This is a genomic window from Bartonella sp. 220B (assembly GCF_026930205.1).
Classification (GTDB): Bacteria; Pseudomonadota; Alphaproteobacteria; order Rhizobiales; family Rhizobiaceae; genus Bartonella.
In genome coordinates this window covers 1-3,288 of sequence record NZ_JANHOI010000038.1, presented here as the reverse complement: position 1 = coordinate 3,288, position 3,288 = coordinate 1, and the positions used below count along the sequence as shown (strand labels likewise).

Sequence of the window (3,288 nt, the reverse complement as noted above, 5' to 3'; positions counted from 1 at the left end):
TTTTACGCGCGTGGTTTTGATACGATTTTTTTCGGATGGAATAATGCTTCTTCTGATCCCCATACTATGGCTGTGCGCCTTATTTACAATCCTGATAATCGGTTTGATGTTAAAAATACAGGTTATGCGAGTTGGTGTAATGGCTATTTTGATGAAAGCATGAATCAAAAGGTTCAGGATGCATTGTTTGAAAAAGATCCACAAAGACGGGCACAACTGTATGCTGATTTGCAGCGTGAGGTTATGCAGAAAGGTCCCTATGCTTTTATTTATCAGACATATGTTTCTGTAGCGATGACCCCCGCTGTTAAAAAATGGGTTTGGAATGGTGCACCACGTATTTTTTATAGTGCAATTGAAAAATAAAAGGATCTCAAGTTTATAAAATACAAAACAGTATGTTTATGATCTATTTGACGTATTGCAAAGGGTTTAAGAACTTTGCAATACGTTGAATTTTATAAATGATGGCTTGATGTATTATATAGAAGAATATCATTCTAATACATTTTGTTTGGAAAAAAGGTTATTTACTTCGATAAGATTTACATGCATAGATATTAAGATCAGATATTTCAATCTGTATAAGGAAGTAATAAATTTGTTTGCTGCAAAAGACAGATCTAACAAATTAAACAGAATTTAATGTTTATGAAAAAGTGGGGGGCTTTAAAATGCTTTGATGAAAAAGTTATTATCTGCGGATATGTAGAAAAATATCAGGCTACTCTTTTCATACTTCGAGTGATGTCACGGTTACTTTAAAATATGATAAAGGAAAGATTTTGGACTGTTATTTGATACGGAGTTATGGGAAATTCCCATTTCATTCTAAAGCAGAGATGAAAACAGTCACCGATAAACAACTTACAATTTATCGGGGATTATCAAAAGATCAAATTTTATTGAGGTTCTTGAAAAAAATTGTAGAAGTATTTTGATGACAGCTTTTAGAAAATTGCACAAAGAAATTTGGAAAAGAAAGAAATCTGTCTGATAAAGCAAAGAAGATTTTTGCTTGATATGCGTTGTATTGTAAGTGCTGTGATGTCACTCATAGATGCTGTCATGCGTGATAGCTTTATTTTAATCAGATTATTTTTCGTTGCATATTTGGTTTAGCTGATTCTCGCTCCAAAGGGGCTAAGTGGGTAGTGAGCGGTTGCTGATTTGAAGATTGTGTTATTTTACCTCTAGGAGGTATGCTTTTTAAGCATGAGGATATTATTTTTTACACGTTGTTTTTGCATGAAAAATTTATACAACAAACTCTAAAAAGGAAAAGTTTATGAACTTTAAGAGAAAAATACTGAAAAGCAGCACTTCTTTTGTTTCTGCTGTTATGGCAATGGGGATGATTGTGCAACATGTTTCAGCAAAAACACCTACCGATACGCTCGTGATGGCTTGGAATATCGATGCAATTGATACATTTGATCCTGCGAAAATCAACGATGTTTATGGAAATGAAATTGTTCTCAATGTTTGTGACAATTTGGTTAGTACTGCGACAGATGATCCAGCCAAAATCGTTCCTGCTTTGGCAACACATTGGGAGGTGTCAGGTGGTGATCAGAATACAGTCATTACTTTTCATTTACACGATGGTTTAAAGTTTAACGATGGGAGGATTGCCCGTGCGAGTGATCTTGTTTGGGGTATGAAGCGGGTTATCAAATTGAAGATGGCTAAGGCGGCAACCTTTAATGAATATGGTATCACAGAACAAAACATGGATGAAGCTCTTCAAGCACCGGATGACAAAACGGTGGTGATAAAATTTGATAAGCCTTATCCTGCAGAGATCATTCTTAACAACATTGTTACTAGTTCTATTACGGCTTTGCTTGATCGTAAAACGATTATGAAACACGAAAAAAATGGTGATATGGGAAACCAATATTTAGCGAATAATGCTGCATGTGTTGGTCCTTATCAGATAAGCAGTTGGCACCCTGGAGAAGCTCTGTTGTTGCGTGCAAGTCGTCATTATTGGGGAGAGGCGCCTAAATTAAAGAAGATTTTAATTCGCCATGTCGCAGAGCCTGGAACGCAACGTTTATTGCTACAAAAACACGATATTGATGTTGCACGTAATTTGACACCTGAGGATTTGACAGATCTTCAAGCGACAACCGATATTAAAGTGGAAAAAGTGTTGGAGCCTACAATGATGTATTGGGGATTCAATATGACAAATCCCATTTTTTCCAATGAAAAAGTGCGTTTAGCGATGCGCTATCTTATTGATTATGAAGGGCTTGGAAAAACCGTTCTCAAAGGTATTGGTATTCCCCGTGCAAGCTTTATTCCTCTTGGTAATTTTGGTGCTTTGGATGAAAAAGAAGGGCAACCTTTTAAACTTGATCTTCAAAAAGCAAAAAAGCTTTTAACTGAGGCAGGTTATGCGAAAGGTTTTGAGGTCAATTTGTTGGTAGGGACATCTCCTTATGCTTTGCCAATTGCTCAGTCCATCCAAGACAATGCAAAAAAGGTAGGTGTACGTCTTAAAATTGAACGTTTGGTAGGTACACAGTTGTTTTCAAAACTTTCTACACGTGGTTTTGATACGATTTTTGTCGGCTGGAATAATGACTCTGCCGATCCTTATACAATGGCTTCACGGCTTGTTTACAATCCTGATAATCGGTTTGAGGCGAAAAATACAGGCTATGGTAGTTGGCACCAGGGCTATTTTGATAAAAACATGAATAAAAAGGTTGAAGATGCATTGTTTGAAAAAGATCCACAGAAACGTGCACAAATATATGCTGATTTACAGCGTGAACTTATGCAAAAAGGACCTTACGCTTTTATCTTTCAGAAATATGCTGTTATAGCTATGACACCTGATATTAAAAAATGGGTTTGGAATAGTGCACCACGTATTTTTTATAGTGCAATTGAAAAATAAAAGGATCTCAAGTTTATAAAATACAAAAAACTGTAATCATAACATATTTGACGCATTGCAAAGGGGTTAAGAACTTTGCAATACGTTGAATTTTATAGATAATGGCTTGATATATTGTGTAAAGAATATCGTTCCAAACATTCTCTTTGAAAGAGAGGTTGTTTACTTCGACAAGATTTACATGCATAGATATTAAGATTGGATATTTCAATCTGCATAAGAAAGTAAAAAATTTTTTTGCTACAAAAGACAAGCGTAACAAAATTAAACAGAATTTAATGTTTATGAAAAAGTGGGGGGCTTTAAAATGCTTTGATGAAAGAATTATTATGTGCCGATATGTAGAAAATATCAGGCTCCTCTTTTTGTACTGC

General features: G+C 35.3%; 1 protein-coding gene and 1 pseudogene. Both read left to right on the top strand.

Annotation, left to right across the window (positions count from 1 at the left end):
- Positions 1-366 (top strand): annotated as a pseudogene (locus tag NPX99_RS08465) (ABC transporter substrate-binding protein); the annotation flags it as partial.
- 922 nt (positions 367-1,288) lie between these two features.
- Positions 1,289-2,914: an ABC transporter substrate-binding protein gene (locus NPX99_RS08460; protein ID WP_269031394.1), complete on the top strand. Its 1,626-nt coding sequence runs from the start codon at positions 1,289-1,291 to the stop codon at positions 2,912-2,914.
- Positions 2,915-3,288: the final 374 nt, after the last annotated feature.